Below are 17,238 nucleotides of genomic sequence, written 5' to 3' on the forward strand. Positions count from 1 at the left end.
GACGGCACTTTTCATGCCCCAGGCCGTCCTACCTGCACAATTGTTTACCTATCTTTGAGGTGTGAGTGATGAAAGCCTGGATTTGTGTGCCTTTGATTGCCCTGGCACTGGCCGGTTGCGCCGGAAAAACCGCGTACCGCGATAGTTGTGGCAGCAACCTTGACGCGGCGTGGCATGAACTGGACCTGGCCAAAGCCGAGGGTTTCGCCGGGACGGTCAGTTACTCCAAGGCCTTGTCGCTGTTGACTGCGGCCAAGACCCAGCAGCAATTCGAAGGGTTCGAAGGTTGCACCAAAAAGGCCGAGAAAGCCCGGTTCTATATTCGTGAGTCACGGGCAGGGCGTTGAGGCATGATGTAAGGTCATTGGGGAAGTTCGATTCAAGGAGCTAGCAATGTCTGACTTGATTGATCGGTTGGTGGCGCAGGTTTTAGGGCTGGAGGTTCGTCTGCTGGCCTGTCAGGCTCGCCTGAGTGCCCGCACCGATCCGGAAGCGCTGCACGATCTGCGTACCACGGTGCGCCGCATGCGCAGCCTGTTACGTCCCTTGCGTGGCTTGCCCGGTGTCGAACAGCTGGAAGCGGCAGCGTCTGCGGTCGGCAGCCTGACCACCCCCTTGCGTGATCGCGAAGTGCTGGCGGCGTATTTGCTCCAGCACGGTCAACCCGAAGCGGCTCAGCGACGCATGGCGCAGATGGACGAAGCCTATCCGGCGGTGGCGGCAAGCCCCGAGCTCAACCAGCTGCTGATAATTCTCGATGCCTTTCCGCGCTTCCTGCGGGCCGCCCAGCGTCAGGATCTGCTCAAGGGCCTGCGCAAGCGCATCGTCAGGCGCCTGGCCAAGCAGTGGAAGAAACTCGACGAGGCGCTGCACGATCCTGCCCACGACCGCCATCGTTTGCGCCTGCTGATCAAGCGGGTGCGCTATGGCATCGAAGCTTACCCCGAGCTGGACCGTTTGCCGAAGGCGGCGTTGCCCAGGCTGAGATCGGCCCAGGCGGCATTGGGCGATTGGCACGATTGCTGGCAATGGCTGGTCAGGGCCGAGCAGGAGGCGGATTTGCATCCTTGTGTCGCGGTCTGGAAAACCACCATGGTCAAGGCAGAGCTCCGTGCCGATCGTGTCCTGGACAAGTTCAGCAAGGCCTGCTTCAAGTCCTGACTGTTCCTCGGCCCTCCTGCACGGCTTATCTGTCGTGCACTTTGGCGGTAATCATCACTGTGGCCGACGCGCCGGCTGGTTAAGATTCCCTGATCCTTTTCCTGCCCTTGAGGTTTGCATGCGTTTTTCCGATTTGCTTGACGCCGTCCGCCGCCAGCCCCTGGCGTTGTCGATTCCGGCTGAGTGGGCACAGGGGCGAGCCAGCTTCGGTGGTCTGGTGGCTGCGTTGCAATACGAAGCCATGCGCGCCAGGGTGCCAGCGGATCGGCAGGTGCGTTCGCTGGCGATCACCTTCGTAGGCCCGGTCGAACCGGAAGTACCGGTCAGTTTCGAAGTCGATGTGCTGCGCGAAGGCAAAGCCGTCAGCCAGGTGCTGGGCCGGGCGATGCAGAAGGGGCAGGTGGTGACCTTGATCCAGGGCAGTTTCGGCGCCTCGCGCCCTTCGGAAGTGGCGGTGACGGCGCAACCGGCCCCGGAAATGAAAAACTGGGATGACTGCCAGGAGCTGCCCTACGTCAAGGGCGTGACCCCGGAATTCATGCGGCATCTGGCGATGCGCTGGAGTGTCGGCGGGCTGCCGTTCACGGGCAACACATCCCGTGAGATGGGCGGCTGGGTGCGCTTGCGTGGCGATGTGAAGGAAGAGGCGGTCACGGAGTCGCACATCCTGGCCCTGGTCGACGCCTGGCCGCCGGCGCTGATGCCGTTTCTGAAGAAGCCGGCGATGGGCAGCACCCTGACCTGGACCATCGAGTTCGTGCAGCCATTGCTCGAACTGAGCACCCTGGACTGGTGCAAATACCTCGTCGAAACCGAACACGCCGCCGACGGCTACGGCCATGCCGCCGCGAACCTGTGGGATGCGCGGGGGCGGTTGATTGCCATGAGCCGGCAGACCGTGACGGTGTTCGCCTGATCAATGACGGCGGTGGCGCTCCCGCCAGGCGCGCCACCAGCCGCCGCTGAAGAAAAACCGTGGGAATGTCAGGAACTGCTCGACCAGCAGGCGCGAGACGGCATCCTTGCGATCACTGAACGGCTCGGACGCTTGCGCCTCCAGGCTGTGGCCGTGACGTTGCAAGGCCAGCGCGGCCAACAGGCCGATCACGCCGATGGCGATGTTCACGAAACTCAAGCCGAACACCCCGGTAACAATCAACAGGAACCCCAGGATGAACAGCGGCACGGCAATCAGGTGTAACACCAGATTGGTCGGATGCTGATGATTGTTCGGGTAGGCGCGCCATTGCCAGGCGGGAAGGTTGGGGTGACGTTTACCCATGATGTTTATCCTCGATCCATGTTGAACACATGAATAAAGAATAGGTCTGGCTGATGCGAGCGGCGAATCAAGGTTGGCTATGGAGGTGATAGAGGTCATGGTCAATATTGATGCCGAGCGGGCCAGCCTCTTCGAGAGCAAGTTCGCTCCCACAATGGCGTTTTGTCAGACACAAAATATGTGGCCGCTGATTATCCCCTGTGGGAGCGAGCCTGCTCGCGATGAGTCCCTTAGAGCTTGAGTTGCCCTATGGCCCTGCTCAACTCCCCGGCCAACGCCGCCAGGTCATTGCTGGTTGTTGCCGAATTGACGGTCTGCCGCACCGTGTTCTCGGTGACATCGCGAATGCTCACCACCGCCCGATTCATCTCCTCCGCCACCTGACTCTGCTGCTCGGCCGCCACCGCGATCTGCGTATTGCTTTCACGCATTTGCGCCACCGCGCCGGTGATTTCCGCCAGCGCCGCGCCGGCTTCCTGCGCCTGTTGCACGCAGTCGTCGGCCTTGAACGAGCTCTCCTGCATGAAGTCCACGGCATCCCGGGTACCGGCCTGCAACGCGGACACCATCACGGTGATTTCGTCGGTGGAGGTCTGCACGCGTTTGGCCAGGTTGCGTACCTCATCGGCGACCACGGCAAATCCTCGACCCATTTCACCGGCACGGGCCGCCTCAATCGCAGCGTTCAACGCCAGCAGGTTGGTCTGCTCGGCAATGCTGTGAATCACATTGACCACACCATTGATTTTTTGACTGTCCTCGGCCAGGCGCTGAATCATTTCGGCGGTCTGCTGCACCCCGGTCGACAACCCGGCAATCGACTTCTGCACGCGCATCACTACTTCATGCCCGCTGCCGGCCAGGGTGTCGGCCGATTGCGAGAGGTCACGGGTGGCGCCCGCGTGCTGGGCGATGTGGTAGACGGTGGCGGTCATTTCATTGATTGCCGTGGCGGCCTGATCGGTTTCGCTTTGCTGACCGAGCATGCCCTGGCGCACGTCATTCATGCTCGACGCCAGCTGCGCGGCGCCGTCATCCAGTTGCCGGGCGGTATTGGCGACGGTGTTGACCACCCGTTGATAGCCGGCCTGCATGGCGTTGAAGGCATTGGCCATTTGCCCGACTTCGTCGCTGCACGCCAGTGGGACGCGGGCCGAGAGGTCGCCGGTTTTTTCGACGTGGAGCATCACGTCTTTCAAGGTGTTGAGCTGGCTGAGCAGGAAGCGGATCAGCAGTTGCGAAGCACCGAGCATCGCCAGCATCAGGATGAACACGGCGACCGCGTAGTTGGCAAAACGCTCGCTGAACACTTGGCTGAGGCTCGGGCCATGGGCAATCACCGCGACTTGTTGGCCGTCGGCGCGGGTGAATACCTCGGCGCCTATGAGCAGGTTGTCACCGAACAAGGGCATGCTGTCGATCTCGACCCAGCCCTTGGCATCGGTCAGTTCCAGCACAGGCTGCTCGTTGAGCAGCGGGGCACGACCGTGATCGGAGATCAGGACATTGTCCGCTTTCGGGAGTGGCTGCCCCATGGGCCAGGCACTGAGCAATCGTGCCTGGGCCTGGGCCGATGCCTGGGCGGTCTGAATCCGGGCTTGCTGTTCGAGCTGCACGGCGTACAGCACCAGCAGCAGCGTGGTGACGAAGGCGACGGCATTCACCGCCCAGAATTTGTATTTCAGCGAGATATTGCTAAGCCAGGCACCCATGGAGGTTTTCTCTGATAGCGGAAACAGCATTGGCAAGGTGCCATTATTGTGCCGCTATGCAGCCTGACGAATGTTGACATGCGTCAATGGGCCACCCTTTACCCTGTGGGCAAACTTGCTCCCACAGGAGGTGTGTTTTATTCCGGGATGGAAGGCAGACCATAGAACGCCCGCGCACAGGCGGTCGTGTGGGCGGCCACATCTTCCAGGCTCTCTGCGCGATGCAACGCCACTTCGCGCAGCACTTCGGTCAGGTAGGCCGGTTCATTGCGACCGTTCTTCGGCTTGGGTCGCAGGCTGCGTGGCAGCAGATAGGGGGCATCGCTTTCCAGCATCAGGCGTCCGCGCTTGATCTCTTTCACCAGCGGATGCAAATGAGTGCCTCGGCGTTCGTCGCAGATCCAGCCAGTGATACCGATGTGCAAGTGCAGGTCGAGGTAACTGAACAGCGCCTTGCGTTCGCCGGTGAAGCAATGCACCACGGCGGCGGGTAGTTGATCGCGGAAGTCGCGCAGGATGTCCAGCAAACGCTGGCTGGCGTCGCGCTCGTGAAGGAACACGGGCAATTGCAATTCGACTGCCAGCGCCAGATGTTCCTCGAGGACTTTTTCCTGCTGCGGGCGCGGAGAAAAGTCGCGATTGAAGTCCAGTCCGCACTCGCCCACGGCAACCACGTTCGGTTCCTTGAGCAAGCTGCGCAGACGCCGGGCGCTGTCTGCATTCCAGTCGCTGGCCGAATGGGGGTGAATACCGGCGGTGGCGAACAGCCGTTGAGCGCTTTCATCCAGTTGTTGGCACAACTCCAGCGCCTGTTCGCTACCCTCGACGCTGGTGCCGGTGAGCACCAATTGGCAGACGCCGGCGGCGTAGGCGCGGTCGAGTACAGCCTGGTGTTTGTCGGCGAAACTGGGGTTGGTCAGGTTGACGCCGATATCGATGAGTTGCATGGTGCTACCTCGGACCAAAGGCCGGAAAGCATATCAGAGCTGTCGATTTATAAGAAAAGCCAAGAACTACAACGAGTTAAAGCTGTCTTTTGATGCTGCGAGCCAGGAGGGAGTGGTTAGTGTGCTATCACTGTGCCAGTCTTTCGCCCGTTGCCAGCGCTTCAGGCGCTCTGTTTTTTTCGTTTGATTTCATGAAAAAACTCATGGGATCAACCCGAATTCTTTCCGGAGAGTGGATGAAGCGTTCCTCGGTTTTGCTACTGCTGTGTTGTTCGCTGCTACTGCCGATGCCGGCGGTTGCGCGTCTGCCCGGGCCGCTGCAAGCCGCTCCGGCGGGCAAGGCGCGTGATCTGACGGAAATCCGCAGCAGTCGCGTCCTGCGGGTGCTGGTCAACCAGAGCCGCAACAGCTCCGGCGAAGTCCAGGGCCAGGCCATCGGCGTCGAGTACCATCGCTTGCGCGCCTTCGAGCAATACCTCAATGGGTATGCCCGTGACGGTCAGGGCATCACCCTGAAGATCATTCCCAAAGCCAAGGATCAATTGCTCGGCGCGTTGCAGCGTGGGGAAGGGGATCTGGTGGCTCCAGGGGAACTGCTCGATATGCAAGCGGGTCAAGCCGTCAGCACCAGTGAACCGATTGCCAGCGGCATTCCGCTGGTATTGGTCGGCAGAAAGGGCGAGCGCAGCTACACCCGTCTCGAACAACTCTCGGGTAAAACCCTGGCCTTGCCCACCGGCAGCGCCGCCGGGGACGCCATCAGCCAGATCAATCAGAAACTCGCCTTGCACAAACTGCCGCCAGTGAAGATCGAATGGGTCGATCCGACCCTGGCGGTCGAGGATGTGCTGGAAATGATTCAGGGCGGGATTTTTCACCTGACCATCGTCGAACAACCGATCGCCGAACGTTGGGGCAAAATTCTGCCGAAGTTGCGTTTCGATCGTCAGGTGCACATCAGCAATCCTGGGGAGGAGTTCTGGTTCGTGCGCCGCGATGCGTCGATGTTGCGGGCCAGCATCGATCGCTTCCTGACCACTTACAAGAAGCCGTCGGACCAGGATGTCGCTTTCCTGCGGATTTATCGGCGCCTGTATCAAGTGCACGATCCATTGGCCAAGGCTCACCGGCAGCGCCTGGAACAGCTGCGACCGGTGCTGCAGAAACACGCGGATGCCCAAGGCATCGACTGGCTGAACCTGGCGGCACTGGCGTTCAAGGAGTCCGCCTTGCAGCCCTCGTCTCGAGGTGGTGGCGGGCCGACGGGCCTGATGCAGATCACCCCGTCCGCGGCTCAGCGGGTAGGGGTCAACAATATTCAGGATCTGGATGCGAACGTGCAGGCCAGCGCCAAGTACCTGGCGATGATTCGCCGCAAGTTCTTCTCCAGCCCGAAACTCAACGAACGTGAGCGCATGGCGTTCGTGCTCGCGGCCTACAACATAGGGCCGGAGCGGGTCCAGGGGATGCGCGCCGAGGCACGGCGTCGAGGGTTGAATCCGAATCAATGGTTTTTTCAGGTTGAACGCATCGCCATGGAGCAGGTGGGGATGGGACCTGTCAGCTATGTTAATAGTGTGAACAAGTATTACTTGGCGTTCGATCGGGAGCGGGAGTCGTTGGAGCCCCAGGGGCAGAAGGTTGCCCTACGAAAGTGATCGAATAAACTGATTGTTATGGCGGATTTTTTGCGCTTTTAACATGAAATTTACTGATTAATATAGCGGCCAACCCACCCATACTCTCTAAGGATGACGCAGCATGAGCACACTGATTAACAAGGTTCTGTCTACCCGCGCTGGCTACGGCCTGACCGTTCTGCGAATTTTTGTCGGCATCATCTTCGCTGCCCATGGCTCGCAGAAACTCTTCGGCGCGTTTGGCGGCTATGGCCTGGCCGGCACTGCACAGTACATGGAAAGCATCGGCCTGGCGCCGGGCTATCTGATGGCGACACTGGCGGGTGGCACTGAGTTTTTCGCCGGCCTGGCCTTGATCATCGGGTTGCTGGTTCGTCCGGCGGCACTGGGCCTGACTTTTCTGTCGCTGGTCGCCATCTTCTCGGTGCACATCCACAACGGTCTGTTTATGGCGAACAACGGTTATGAGTTCGCCCTGGCGTTGTTGGGTGGCAGCATCGCCGTGATGATCGAAGGTGCCGGCAAGCTGTCAGCCGACCGCGCCATCGCCGGCTGACCGCTCTGGCTCAACGAATGAGGCCCGCTTCGAGCGGGCCTTTTTGTTGCGCGTCATTCTTGACACTGTCCGGTCAGCTTCAATAGGATGTTGCCCATGCGCCGATTTAAACAGCTACTTGCGGGGCGCCAGGTGACTCATTGAGTTGCTGATAGAAGCTTGAAACAGGCTTCGAAATACCGCTAAAGCGCTGGTTCGGTGTTGCCTCTCACCTGCCATGCAGACTTTTGAGGCAGAGACACGACACGATGAATGCACTAAGCCCCGTTGTACGCCCCGCGCCGATCACGGCACATCTCACCCAGCGCAATCCAAAAATCCTGCTTGGCGGTAAACACCAGCCAACGCTCTTGCGTTATCTCGATGGCTGGCCACGCCGTACCGGTGGGCCCGCAGCGTTTCTGATCCAGTTCGTCGAAGACGGAGAGTCCCTGGCCCGGTTTGCCAGCGACAGTTTCGATCTGGCGGTGATTCAATCGCCCAGCGCCGCCGAGGCGGTCGAAGTGATCAGGCAGCTGACCCGTGTGGCTCGCCAAGGACTTATCACCCGTCGCTGAAACTCAGAGTGTTAAAACGATTCCCCGGCGTCCAGTCTGGCGAGCAGGGCCTGGCCCCGTTGCCAGAGCGCCTGCTGCTTGGCGTCAGGCATGCGTTCGAGGTTTTTGTAAACCATGGCCATGCGTTGATTACCGCGCAGCAGGTCGCGATGACGCATCAGAAAATGCCAGTAGAGCGAGTTGAAGGGGCAGGCATCTTCGCTTGTGCTTTCACTCACCTTGTACACGCAGTCACGGCAGTAGTCAGACATGCGTTTTATGTACTGTCCGCTGGCGCAGTAAGGTTTCGAGCCCAGATATCCGCCATCGGCGTGCATCACCATGCCCAGTGTATTGGGGAGCTCGACCCAATCGAAGGCATCCATGTAGATCGCCAGGTACCAGTCGCAAACCTGGCTCGGGGCCACGCCGGCGATCAGCGCAAAGTTGCCCGTAACCATCAGCCTCTGGATGTGATGGGCATAGGCCAGTTCCAGGCTTTGGCCGATTGCCTGGCGCATGCAGTTCATTTGTGTGTCGCCGGTCCAGTAGAACGCCGGCAACGGCCTGCTGTTGCCGAACAGGTTGCCATCGGCGTAGTCCGGCATTTTCAGCCAGTAAACGCCACGCACGTATTCACGCCAGCCGATCAGTTGCCGGATAAACCCTTCGGCCGCATTCAGCGCAATGCTGCCTGACCAATAGGCGGCCTCCACATCACTGCACAGTTGGCGCAGGTCCAACAGGCCGATATTGAGCGCGGCGCTGATGCGGGCATGGAACAGAAAGGGTTCGTCGCTGGCCATGGCATCCTGATAGTCGCCGAAGGCGGCCAGGCCATAGTCTAGAAAGTAGTCCCACAGCACCTGTGCCTCGGCGTGGGTCACGGGATAGTCGAAGCTATCCAGGGAACCGTAGTGGTGAGAGAAATGCTTGCCCACCAGTGCCATCACGTCTCGGGTGATCGAGTCTGCGCCAAAGCGTGCCGGGTACGGCGGTTTCACGCCTTTGGGCAAGGCCTTGCGGTTTTCTGCATCAAAGTTCCAGGCGCCGCCCACCGGCGTGCCATCGCCATTGATCAACAGGCCACTCTTGCGCCGCATTACCCGGTAGAAAAATTCCATGCGCAGCTGCTTTTTGCCGTTCGCCCACGCCGAGAATTCGTCACGGGAACAGAGAAAGCGTGTATCGGCATGCCACTGAATCGGTAGCCCGCCATCCTTGAGCGACTGCTCCAGACGCCAGTCACCGCACTCGGTCAGGTGCAGTTCGCGCGGCTGCAACAGTGACTGCCAGCGCCGTAGCTCGCCGGGCACTGATCCGGTGTTGTGCGGATCATCGAGGGCAACGTATTGCACATGGATGCCACGCTGGCGCAACGCCTCGGCAAAATGGCGCATGGCACTGAAGACGAGCGTGATTTTTTGCGGGTGATGAGGGACATGGCTGGCTTCCTCCATCACCTCTACCAGCAACACGGCATCGAGCTTGCTATCCAGCCCTTTCAATGAGGCCAGATCAAACGATAACTGGTCGCCCAGCACCAGGCACAGCCGACGGGTGTTTTTCATGAGGCAGGGGCCGGGGTCACAGGTTCACCAGGGCGCAGCCAGTGAAAAAGGAATGCGCATCGACTCGATGGGGCCTTCACGCACGCCGCACATCTCATCGTGGACACATTGCTGCACCAGCACGCAGGGAAAGGGCGGGACAAGCTGCAGCATTTCACGCAGATGACTGACAGAGCGCAGGTGCATCGGCTTCGCTGCATCATCCAGCAGGGTGAACTGGCCGTGATCCAGCCTGACGCGAGCCAGATAAAAACCGCCCTCCAGCGACAGCAGCTCCAGTTCGCGGACTTCACGCTTCAAGGCCCGCTCGGTCAACGCTTGCAGATTCAAGGTGCACTCCTTGCCTACCCGGGTAGGCGTTCGCCGTCAAAAGCAAAGAAACTGCCGCTATCGGCGCCCAATCAGTTGCAGGAACTCCTGGCGCGTCGTGTAGCCGTTGCACAGGTATTGCATCGCTTTGGCTGCGCGCCTGGGTGTGTCCAGCAGTCCTTCGCGCTCAGGGTTCTCGCCGACGCTGACGAGAATTTCACGGTAGTGCTCGGCTAATGATGGGGTCACGTTGATTTTTCTCAGCCATACGGCCTTCAGGAAAGGGACACCCCTGGAGCAGGGGAGTGCTGGTCACTCAAGGTTTTACGCGGGTTTGGTCAAAGCCCTGTGGCCCAAATCCCCAGGCCGGCTGCTCGCCAGCTCCAGAGCGTGGCGTCCAGGCCCGTCATCCAGCGGCCATCGGCGAATCTGGCATGAAGGGAGGACTGCATTTGCTCGACAGTGAACCCCAGGGCCTTTGCGTCAAACGCTTCGTCACTGATGTCAACAAACAGCAGTCGGGCGTTAATCGCGCGTCGGCTCAGGAACCTGATTTCCCGAGCGCAGAGCGGGCATTCACCGTCAAAGTACAGTGTGAGTGGCCATGGCTGTTTGTTATACATGTCATAACTACTTGTATAGGTTTTGTATAAGATAGGCCGAAAAAAACCGACTGACAATGGTCGTCACTCTTCTCCGTGTCATTGGCTCCCGGTGTGGGCCGTATAAGCGACACGCAACCTGCATGGCCAGGAGCGTCTAAGGTTCATCCCTGATGCGGTTTACCTGAATGCAGCTGGCTGAAGTTATGATACGAACGCGCCGGGATGCTGGCGTCTTCGCTGTGAACCTGTGGACAGGGCGCTACACAATCGTGCCCGGATAACCGTAAGTGAGAGGCCCGTCTTGAGCACCAACATCATCACGAAGGAAGGTCATGAGGCTTTGAAGCAGGAGCTTGATTTCCTTTGGCGAGAAAAACGCCCGGACACGACACGCAAGGTCACCTGGGCGGCATCGCTCGGCGACCGCAGTGAGAACGCGGATTATCAGTACAACAAAAAGCTGCTTCGGGAAATCGATCGGCGCGTCCGTTACCTTCGCAAACGGCTCGAGGATGTAAGGGTTGTCGAGTATTCACCCGAACAGGAAGGAAGGGTGTTTTTCGGGGCCTGGGTCGAGATCGAAAACGAGGCCGGGGATATCAAGAAATTCCGGGTCGTGGGGTATGACGAGATCTACGGTCGCAACGATTACATCTCGATAGATTCCCCCATGGCCCGTGCGCTGTTGAAGAAAGAGGTGGGGGACGAGGCCGTTGTGCAGACACCCAGTGGAGAAGTGCTGTGGTGGATCAACGGGATTTCATACCGAAAACAGGATGAAACACTCGGATAACGGCATCGTCATGGGGTGGAGGAGGGTTGATGGATCAACCCTCGCGCAGGACTGTCAGGGGGCTGGCGTTCAAGGCGCGACGGGTGCCGAACACGCCGGCGCCGCCGATCAGCACGGCTCCGATCAGTGGCAGCAGCAACAGCCATGGGTGCGGATGCCAGGGCAGGTCAAAGGCGAACCGGTAGAGCACCAGGCTCACGACTTCCGACCCCAGCGCGGCCAGTAATCCGCTGACGGCGCCCAGCAAACCAAATTCGATCCGCCGCGCCTTGACCAGCAACTGGCGTTCCGCCCCCAGTGCCCGCAGCAGCGCGCCCTGACGAATGCGTTCATCCAGCGTCGCCTGCAGGCCGGAAAACAACACCGCCATGCCAGCCGCCAGCACGAACAACAACACGTATTCCACCGCCAGGGTGACTTGGGCGAGGATGCTGCGCAGTTGCTCCAGCAACGCTTCGACCTGCAGGATCGTCACCGCTGGAAAGCTGCGGGACAGATCGACAATCTGCTGATCGTGGCCCGCTGACAGATAGAAGCTGGTCAGATAGGTCGCCGGCAGATCCTTGAGGGTGCCGGGCTGGAAGATCATGAAGAAATTCGGCTGGAAGTTGTCCCAGTTGATTTCCCGCAGGCTGGTGACCTTCGCCTCGCGGTTGACCCCGCCGACGCTGAATACCATGTGGTCGTCGAGCTTGAGCTTCAGGCTTTCGGCGACCTTGCCTTCGACCGATACGCCAGGCACCTCGTCCGGAATCTGGTCTTGCCACCAGTTGCCCGCGGTGAGTTTGTTGCCCGCCGGCAGGTCCGCCGCCCAGGTCAGGCTCAGGTCACGCTGGATCGCCCGATCACCGGCCGAATCCTTGCTGACGATTTGCTGCACCGGTTCACCGTTGATGCTGATCAGCCGCCCTGGCACCACCGGGTAAAGGGGCGCCGATTGCGCCGACAGTGAGATCAGGCGATCGGTAAAGGCCTGTTTATCCGCGGGCAGGATGTTCAGCGCGAAATAATTCGGTGCATTTTTGGGTAACTGGTTTTGCCAGGTGTCCAGCAATTCGCCGCGAAGCAGCGCGATCAACGCCATCGACAGCAGGATCAAGCCGAACGCGAGGGACTGGCCTGCGGCCGCCAGCGGATGACGCAGCAATTGGCCCAGACCGAGGCGCCACGGCAGGGAGGCTCGGGCGAGCATGCGTCGCAGGCTTTTCAGCAGCAGTAACAGCAGGCCACCCAACACCAGCGCGGCGATCATACCGCCGCCCAACAGGGCGAACGTCAGCAGCAGATCCAGGCTCAGGCGCCACATGATCAGGCCCAGTGCAGCCAACGCGGCGCCATAAACCATCCAGGTACTGGACGGAATGGGCAGCATGTCGCGGCGCAGCACCCGCAACGGTGGCACCCGGCCCAGCGCCGCCAATGGCGGCAAGGCAAACCCGGCCAATGCCACCAGCCCGGTACCGATTCCGGCAAAGGCCGGGAACAGGCCGCCCGGTGGCACGTCGCTGGGCAACAAGTCGTGCAGCAAGGCAAATAACCCCAGTTGCGCCAGCCAGCCGATCGCGGCGCCGCTGATGCTCGCGAGCAATCCGAGTACGGTCAATTGCAAACTGAACAGCATCATGGTTTCGCGCCGGGACAGGCCCAGGCAGCGCAGCAGCGCGCTGGCATCGAAGCGGCGGGTGGCGAAGCGTGTCGCTGACAATGCCACCGCCACGCCGGCGAGCAAGACCGCCACCAGACTGGCCATGTTCAGATAACGTTCGGCCTTGCCGAGCGCACCGCCGATCTGCCGGTTGCCATCGCGGGCATCCTGGATGCGCTGGTTGGCTGCCAGGCCAGGCTTGATCAGTTGGCGATAGGTTTCCAGTGCCCGGGCATTGCCACGCCAGAGTTCGCGATAACTGACCCGACTGCCCGGCTGCACCACGCCGGTTGCCGCAAGGTCGTCGAGATTGATCAGCACCCGTGGCGTCAGGCTGTAGAAGTTGCCGGCGCGGTCGGGCTCGTAGGTCAGCACCCGTGACAGGGTCAGGGTTTTCATACCGACATCGATGCTGTCGCCGATCTTCAAATCCAATGCAGTCAGCAATCGTGCTTCGACCCAGGCTTCGCCGGGTTTCGGCCCGCCACCGGACGTTTCCGGGGCGAATGGCGCTGGGGCGCTTTTCAGTTCGCCGCGCAATGGGTAGACACTATCCGCAGCCTTGATACTCGACAGCTGAATGCCGTTGTCGGTGGCGATGACGCTGGAAAACTCCACCACTTGCGCATGTTCGAGGCCCAGATCGGTGCCGCTTCTTATCTGCTCCGGGCGCGCCGGTGAGCTGCCTTCGAGCAGCAGGTCGGCGCCGAGAAACTCGGTGGCGCGCAGCATCATGGCGCCGTTCAGGCGGGCGCCGAAATAACCGATGGCCGTACTCGCGGCCACGGCCACCACCAAGGCGAAAAACAATACGCGCAATTCGCCGGCGCGGGCGTCGCGCGTTAATTGGCGAATGGCGAGGCTGAACAGGCGCACAAACGGCAGGCGTGCCATCAAGGCTCCAGGGGGGCGACCAGCAGGCCGGCTTCGAGGCGGATCAGGCGCCGGCAACGGTGTGCCAGGCGTTCGTCGTGGGTCACCAGCACCAGGGTCGTGCCGCGTTCCTTGTTGAGTTCGAACAGCAAGTCGCTGATGCGCTCGCCGGTGTGGCTGTCGAGGTTGCCAGTGGGTTCATCGGCAAACAGCACGTCCGGTTCGGCGGCAAATGCACGGGCAATCGCCACGCGCTGCTGTTCGCCGCCGGAGAGCTGGCGTGGCGAATGGGTGAGACGCTGGCCAAGGCCCACGCGCTCGAGCAGTTCGGTGGCGCGTTCACGGGCATCTTTGCGGCCGTCGAGTTCCAGCGGCAACATGACGTTTTCCAGGGCATTGAGGCTGTCGAGCAACTGAAATGACTGGAAGACGAAACCCACGTGTTCGGCGCGAATGCGGGCGCGCTGGTCTTCGTCGAGGTGGCTCAGGCTTTGCCCGGCGAGGGTGACTTCACCACTGCTCGGCAGGTCGAGTCCGGCGAGCAGGCCGAGGAGGGTGGATTTGCCGGAGCCGGAGGCGCCGACGATGGCCAGGCTGTCACCCTTGTTCAGTTCCAGGCTGAGTTCATGCAGGATAGTCAGTTCACCTTCCGCGCTGGGGACCACTTTGCTGAGGTTCTTCGCGGTGAGAATGCTTGCGCCCATGGAGAATCCGATGCGTGTGTGGTTTTTGAGTGCTGGCCTGGCCTTGATGTGCATGGCCCAGAACGCAGCGGCGGGTACAGTCCTGATCGTTGGCGATAGTATCAGCGCCGGTTTCGGCCTGGATACCCGGGTGGGGTGGGTGTCGTTGCTTGAACAGCGGCTCAAGCGCGAAGGTTTCGACGACAAGGTGTTCAATGCGTCCATCAGCGGCGACACCAGTGCTGGAGGCCAGGCGCGCCTGCCAGCGCTGCTTGCAGAGCATAAACCGGAGTTGGTGATCCTCGAACTTGGGGGTAACGATGGCCTGCGCGGAATGCCGCCCACTCAATTGCAACAAAATCTTGCCTCAATGATCGACAGCTCCCGTGCCAGCGGTGCCAAGGTGCTGTTGCTCGGCATGCAGTTGCCGCCCAATTATGGCAAGCGTTACACCGATGCCTTCGCCGAGGTCTACAGCAATCTGGCCACCGAGAAAAACATCCCGCTGGTACCGTTTTTCCTCGACGGCGTGGGCGGTCATCCGGACTTGATGCAGGCCGACGGCATACACCCGGCAGCCGGGGCCCAGGACAAGTTGCTGGAGAATGTCTGGCCTACCCTAAAACCGCTGTTATGACTCTTTTCTAGGCGCGGGCTTTCGGCTAAGGTGGCGCCCCCGATTTGGAGCCCCCGATGCCGCGTCCCGCCTGGTCACTTTTTGCCTATCAACTGATCGAGCCTGACGAACAGCTGGATCTGTTCGCCTGCCAGGAAGTGCGGGTGCATCTGGTGACGCGTCAGCTGGAGTTGGGCGGCTCGGCGGACCGTACCTTGTGCGGCAGCCTGTTGCCGGCGCAGCCACGCTGGTCGAGTGTCGATCGCCGGGTGTTTCAGGACCAGCGCCTGTGCTCGTTGTGCCGGGCGATTCTCGAGTCGCAAAAGCGCGGCACCTCGCCGATCTGGCCAGAGCTGCGGTTCGAGCTGTAAATCATCAACGATAGCAAGCTATCGGCCAGCTCCCCGAAATAACGGGCGTCAGTGTACAATCGCGTCCTTATACCCTCTGTTGATCATGCGAAGGATTTTCCGGATGTTGCCGCGCTTTCCTGCCGTCACCCGCTGCCTGACACTTGCCGCCCTCTGTGTGGCGGGTCCTGTTGCAGCATTGGAGCTGCCACTACCACCGCCCGGTGAAGATATCGTCGGCCAGGTGCAAGTCATCAAGGCCAAGTACGAAGACACCTTCGCCGACCTTGGTACCACCTACGACCTGGGCTACACGGAAATGGTCGCGGCCAACCCGGGCGTCGACGCCTGGCTGCCGGGGGCCGGTACCGAAGTCATCCTGCCGACCCGTTTCATCCTGCCGCCGGGTCCGCGTGAAGGCATTGTGATCAACCTGGCCGAATACCGCCTCTACTACTACCCGAAAGGCAAGAATGTGGTGTACACCTTCCCGCTGGGTATCGGGCGTGAGGGCTGGGGCTCACCCATCGCCCACACCACCATCACCGCGAAAACGCCTAACCCGACCTGGACGCCTCCAGCGTCGATCAAGGCTGAGCACGCCGCCGACGGTGATCCGTTGCCGAACGTGGTGCCGGCGGGCCCGGATAACCCGCTGGGGCCGTTCAAGTTCAGCCTGGGCACACCTGGCTACCTGATTCACGGCTCGAACAAGAAGTTCGGCATCGGCATGCGCACCAGCCACGGCTGCTTCCGCATGTTCAACAACAACGTGCTGGAAATGGCGAGCATGGTGCCGGTCGGTACGTCGGTGCGGATTATCAATGACCCGTACAAGTTCGGCGTCAGTGGCGGCAAGGTGTATCTCGAAGCGCACACCCCGCTGGATGACAATGGCAACCCGTCGGTGGTCGACAAGCACACGGCGGTCATCAACGCGATGCTCAAGCGTGAAGACATTACCAACAATCTGCGCATGAACTGGGATGTGGTGCGTGACGTCGTTGCTGCTGAAGACGGCCTGCCGGTGGAAATCGCCGTGCCGAGCACTTCCGCGCCGATGGTCACAAGCGCACCGCTCGACCCGATGCAGTAAGCTTGGAAAAGGACCCGCCGACGCAGGCCGCGTCGGCGGGTTTTTTATTGCTTGCGACAAACGCCGGGCAATAAAAAAGCCGACCCAAAAATGGGTCGGCTTGATAACAATCCCGAAGGATTATTACTTGCGGCTAGCTTTGTCCAGCATGCGCAGAGCACGCTCGTTAGCTTCGTCAGCAGTCTGTTGTGCTTTTTGAGCAGCAGCCAGAGCTTCATCAGCTTTACGGTAAGCTTCGTCTGCACGAGCCTGGGAGCGAGCTGCTGCGTCTTCAGTAGCAGTCAGACGTGCTTCGGTTTCTTTCGATGCGCTGCTGCAACCGGTAGCCAGAACTGCGGCCAGGGCCAGAGCAGAGAATTTCAGAACGTTGTTCATCGTGTTCCCCTTCAAGGACTTTCCATTAAATTAGCTATCTCCTCACAGTGAGGAATTAGCCGGCGTACATACTACCCATTACTTGTCGTAAGTAAACTGACGTAAAGCAAGAAGCCAAAAAAATTGTAGGCGTTGATTCTTTTTCGAGCAACTTTTAACTGCTCTGTTTAAAAAATATACAGCTGCAAAGCCCGAGCTGAGCGATCCAGTGAGGAAAAGCTTACCGCTCTCGTAGCACTTTTCCTCTGTCTTGGCTGAAGAGTGTCTAGATGGATTCGTCTACACTTTTGTTCGGATCTTGGGTGGCGCCTCTCATATCTTTCTCTATCTTCAGGTGACTTTAACAAAGGGCGTTCGTCTTAAGTCTCAACATCCGGCAATGTTCAGGCTATCGACCTTGGGGCGATCTTCGGTCGAGCCAGCCCTGCGTCACCCGGAGCGGCACCCGCCAACCAGCATGATGACGAGTGTACCTTGAGCATTTTTGC

18 protein-coding genes and 2 pseudogenes are annotated in these 17,238 nt (G+C 60.1%); 10 read left to right on the forward strand and 10 right to left on the reverse strand.

What is annotated here, in order from left to right; genetic code table 11:
• The first annotated feature begins 68 nt into the window (after positions 1-68).
• From JQF37_RS25620 to JQF37_RS25630, 3 genes are all read left to right on the forward strand, one after another.
• Complete coding sequence (locus JQF37_RS25620; RefSeq protein WP_034150181.1) at positions 69-347, forward strand: hypothetical protein; 279 nt, start codon at positions 69-71, stop codon at positions 345-347.
• Between the two features lie 46 nt (positions 348-393).
• The gene (locus JQF37_RS25625; protein ID WP_204149809.1) at positions 394-1,161 is read left to right on the forward strand and encodes a CHAD domain-containing protein; all 768 of its coding nucleotides are present in this window, start codon (positions 394-396) and stop codon (positions 1,159-1,161) included.
• A 118-nt stretch (positions 1,162-1,279) separates the two neighbouring features.
• Positions 1,280-2,077: a thioesterase family protein gene (locus tag JQF37_RS25630; protein ID WP_204149810.1), complete on the forward strand. Its 798-nt coding sequence runs from the start codon at positions 1,280-1,282 to the stop codon at positions 2,075-2,077.
• Here JQF37_RS25630 and JQF37_RS25635 read toward each other — a convergent pair whose 3' ends face one another.
• The 3 genes from JQF37_RS25635 to JQF37_RS25645 all read right to left on the reverse strand — a co-directional run bounded on the left by JQF37_RS25635 (position 2,078) and on the right by JQF37_RS25645 (position 5,102).
• Positions 2,078-2,443 (reverse strand): terminase, encoded by a 366-nt coding sequence (locus JQF37_RS25635; protein ID WP_047527128.1) that lies wholly within the window; start codon positions 2,441-2,443, stop codon positions 2,078-2,080. It lies immediately after the preceding gene.
• A gap of 230 nt (positions 2,444-2,673) precedes the next feature.
• On the reverse strand, positions 2,674-4,155 hold the full coding sequence (locus JQF37_RS25640; RefSeq protein WP_204149811.1) for a methyl-accepting chemotaxis protein: 1,482 nt from the start codon (positions 4,153-4,155) through the stop codon (positions 2,674-2,676).
• Positions 4,156-4,292: 137 nt separating this feature from the next.
• Complete coding sequence (locus JQF37_RS25645) at positions 4,293-5,102, reverse strand: TatD family hydrolase (RefSeq protein WP_204149812.1); 810 nt, start codon at positions 5,100-5,102, stop codon at positions 4,293-4,295.
• 236 nt (positions 5,103-5,338) lie between these two features.
• On the opposite strand from JQF37_RS25645, the gene JQF37_RS25650 reads away from it, so the two are divergent.
• The 3 genes from JQF37_RS25650 (at position 5,339) to JQF37_RS25660 (ending at position 7,855) form a co-directional block, all read left to right on the forward strand.
• A complete protein-coding gene (locus JQF37_RS25650; protein WP_204149813.1) occupies positions 5,339-6,760 on the forward strand; it encodes a transglycosylase SLT domain-containing protein in 1,422 nt (473 codons plus the stop codon).
• Positions 6,761-6,863: 103 nt separating this feature from the next.
• Positions 6,864-7,298, forward strand: coding sequence for a DoxX family protein (locus JQF37_RS25655; protein WP_047527135.1), 435 nt, complete (start codon positions 6,864-6,866; stop codon positions 7,296-7,298).
• A 248-nt stretch (positions 7,299-7,546) separates the two neighbouring features.
• A complete protein-coding gene (locus JQF37_RS25660; RefSeq protein ID WP_130210862.1) occupies positions 7,547-7,855 on the forward strand; it encodes a class I SAM-dependent methyltransferase in 309 nt (102 codons plus the stop codon).
• 11 nt (positions 7,856-7,866) lie between these two features.
• Here the strand turns inward: JQF37_RS25660 and JQF37_RS25665 are convergent, their stop codons facing one another.
• The 4 genes and pseudogenes from JQF37_RS25665 to JQF37_RS25680 form a co-directional block, all read right to left on the reverse strand.
• Positions 7,867-9,405 (reverse strand): cryptochrome/photolyase family protein, encoded by a 1,539-nt coding sequence (locus JQF37_RS25665; protein WP_204149814.1) that lies wholly within the window; start codon positions 9,403-9,405, stop codon positions 7,867-7,869.
• Between the two features lie 24 nt (positions 9,406-9,429).
• Positions 9,430-9,735, reverse strand: coding sequence for a DUF6482 family protein (locus JQF37_RS25670; RefSeq protein ID WP_130210858.1), 306 nt, complete (start codon positions 9,733-9,735; stop codon positions 9,430-9,432).
• Between the two features lie 96 nt (positions 9,736-9,831).
• Positions 9,832-9,963: pseudogene (locus JQF37_RS25675) on the reverse strand (GTP cyclohydrolase I); the annotation flags it as partial.
• 101 nt (positions 9,964-10,064) lie between these two features.
• Positions 10,065-10,337, reverse strand: a pseudogene (locus JQF37_RS25680) (DUF393 domain-containing protein); the annotation flags it as partial.
• Between the two features lie 283 nt (positions 10,338-10,620).
• Here JQF37_RS25680 and greB point away from each other — a divergent pair.
• Positions 10,621-11,112: a transcription elongation factor GreB gene (gene greB / locus JQF37_RS25685; RefSeq protein WP_130210854.1), complete on the forward strand. Its 492-nt coding sequence runs from the start codon at positions 10,621-10,623 to the stop codon at positions 11,110-11,112.
• Positions 11,113-11,146: 34 nt separating this feature from the next.
• Here greB and JQF37_RS25690 read toward each other — a convergent pair whose 3' ends face one another.
• Positions 11,147-13,651, reverse strand: a complete 2,505-nt coding sequence (locus JQF37_RS25690) for an ABC transporter permease (protein ID WP_204149816.1) — start codon at positions 13,649-13,651, stop codon at positions 11,147-11,149.
• On the reverse strand, positions 13,651-14,334 hold the full coding sequence (locus JQF37_RS25695; RefSeq protein ID WP_047527144.1) for an ABC transporter ATP-binding protein: 684 nt from the start codon (positions 14,332-14,334) through the stop codon (positions 13,651-13,653). The genes JQF37_RS25690 and JQF37_RS25695 overlap by 1 nt, the downstream gene beginning before the upstream one ends.
• Before the next feature lie 10 nt (positions 14,335-14,344).
• Here JQF37_RS25695 and JQF37_RS25700 point away from each other — a divergent pair, with 10 nt between their 5' ends.
• The 3 genes from JQF37_RS25700 to JQF37_RS25710 all read left to right on the forward strand — a co-directional run bounded on the left by JQF37_RS25700 (position 14,345) and on the right by JQF37_RS25710 (position 16,375).
• Positions 14,345-14,950, forward strand: a complete 606-nt coding sequence (locus JQF37_RS25700) for an arylesterase (RefSeq protein ID WP_103405318.1) — start codon at positions 14,345-14,347, stop codon at positions 14,948-14,950.
• Positions 14,951-15,006: 56 nt separating this feature from the next.
• Entirely contained in the window at positions 15,007-15,300 is a 294-nt protein-coding gene (locus tag JQF37_RS25705; protein WP_003226812.1) for a hypothetical protein, read from the forward strand.
• A 103-nt stretch (positions 15,301-15,403) separates the two neighbouring features.
• Positions 15,404-16,375 (forward strand): L,D-transpeptidase family protein, encoded by a 972-nt coding sequence (locus JQF37_RS25710; RefSeq protein ID WP_047527148.1) that lies wholly within the window; start codon positions 15,404-15,406, stop codon positions 16,373-16,375.
• A gap of 123 nt (positions 16,376-16,498) precedes the next feature.
• On the opposite strand, the gene oprI is transcribed toward JQF37_RS25710, so the two are convergent.
• A complete protein-coding gene (gene oprI / locus JQF37_RS25715) occupies positions 16,499-16,750 on the reverse strand; it encodes an outer membrane lipoprotei OprI (RefSeq protein WP_003199355.1) in 252 nt (83 codons plus the stop codon).
• Between the last annotated feature and the right edge of the window lie 488 nt (positions 16,751-17,238).

This window comes from Pseudomonas sp. MIL9, from assembly GCF_016887925.1.
GTDB lineage: Bacteria > Pseudomonadota > Gammaproteobacteria > Pseudomonadales > Pseudomonadaceae > Aquipseudomonas > Aquipseudomonas mohnii.